The 1,005-nt window shown below is 70.8% G+C and carries 2 protein-coding genes; both read left to right on the top strand.

All coding sequences use genetic code 11. The features are described from left to right. Positions 1–5: 5 nt before the first annotated feature. Positions 6–449, top strand: a complete 444-nt coding sequence (locus tag A6302_RS20485; RefSeq protein WP_069308538.1) for a rhodanese-like domain-containing protein — start codon at positions 6–8, stop codon at positions 447–449. A gap of 190 nt (positions 450–639) precedes the next feature. Further along, positions 640–1,005: DnaA N-terminal domain-containing protein (locus A6302_RS20480; RefSeq protein ID WP_280939510.1), on the top strand; the 366-nt coding region annotated here is incomplete at its 3' end.

Here is a 1,005-nt window from a genome sequence, read left to right as displayed (position 1 = left end):
ATTTCATGGCCTTGGAAAATCTTGGCTACGCCGGCGATCTCGACGCCGCCGCGGCATGGTCGGTGCTTGAGACAGACCCGCGGGCGGTGCTCGTGGATGTCCGGACGCTGGCCGAATGGACCTTCGTCGGCGTGCCGGATCTCGGCGGCGTCGGCAAGACGCCGGTGCTGATCGAGTGGCAGCGCTATCCGGCGATGGAGCGGACCCCGGACTTCGAGGCCGTGCTGTCGGCGGAGCTGGAGACGCGCGGTGCCGGGCGGGATGCCCCGGTGCTGTTCCTCTGCCGCTCCGGCGTCCGCAGCAGGTCGGCGGCCATCGCGCTCGCCGGCCTCGGCTACACCGCCTGCCACAACGTGGCCGGCGGTTTCGAAGGCCCGCTCGATGCGGCCGGCCATCGCGGAACGGCCGGCGGCTGGAAGGCGGCCGGCCTGCCCTGGGTCCAGTCCTGAGGACAGGATCTCCGGGGCCCGGACAAAGGCCGCCGCATGAGAGCGGCAGGCGACACGACGACACGGCCGGCGGGGCGAGGCTCCGCCGCTTTCATTGAGGGCCTGCCGCTTCGGGGCGGCAGAGTTTCGGGCCTGACGGTGCGGCGGCGGCGCCGGGATCCGGAACGGGTGGTTCGACCAGGAGGCACAGATGGGCGAGATGGAATTCAGCAAGGACGGCGAAGCCGCACGCGGCCATGATGCCGGCCACGAGGCCTGGCAGAGCGTGCGGGCGCGTCTGCTCGCCGATCTCGGCGACGAGGTCTTCTCCTGCTGGTTTGCCGGCATGAAGCTGGAGTCCATCGAGGGCGGCACCGTCACCCACTCCGTGCCGAGCCGCTTCCTGAAGTCGTGGATCTCCACCTACTATCGCGACAAGCTCACGGCGCTCTGGCAGGCCGAGAGCGGCCAGGTGCGCAAGATCGACGTCATCGTCCGCACGGCGATCGTCGCCAAGGTCGATGTGGTCGGCCGCGCCGAGCCGCGCGAGACCCCCATCGCCCCGACGCCTGCGCCC

The organism is Methylobrevis pamukkalensis (assembly GCF_001720135.1).
Taxonomy (GTDB): domain Bacteria; phylum Pseudomonadota; class Alphaproteobacteria; order Rhizobiales; family Pleomorphomonadaceae; genus Methylobrevis; species Methylobrevis pamukkalensis.
This window is presented reverse-complemented; position numbering and strand designations above follow the sequence as displayed.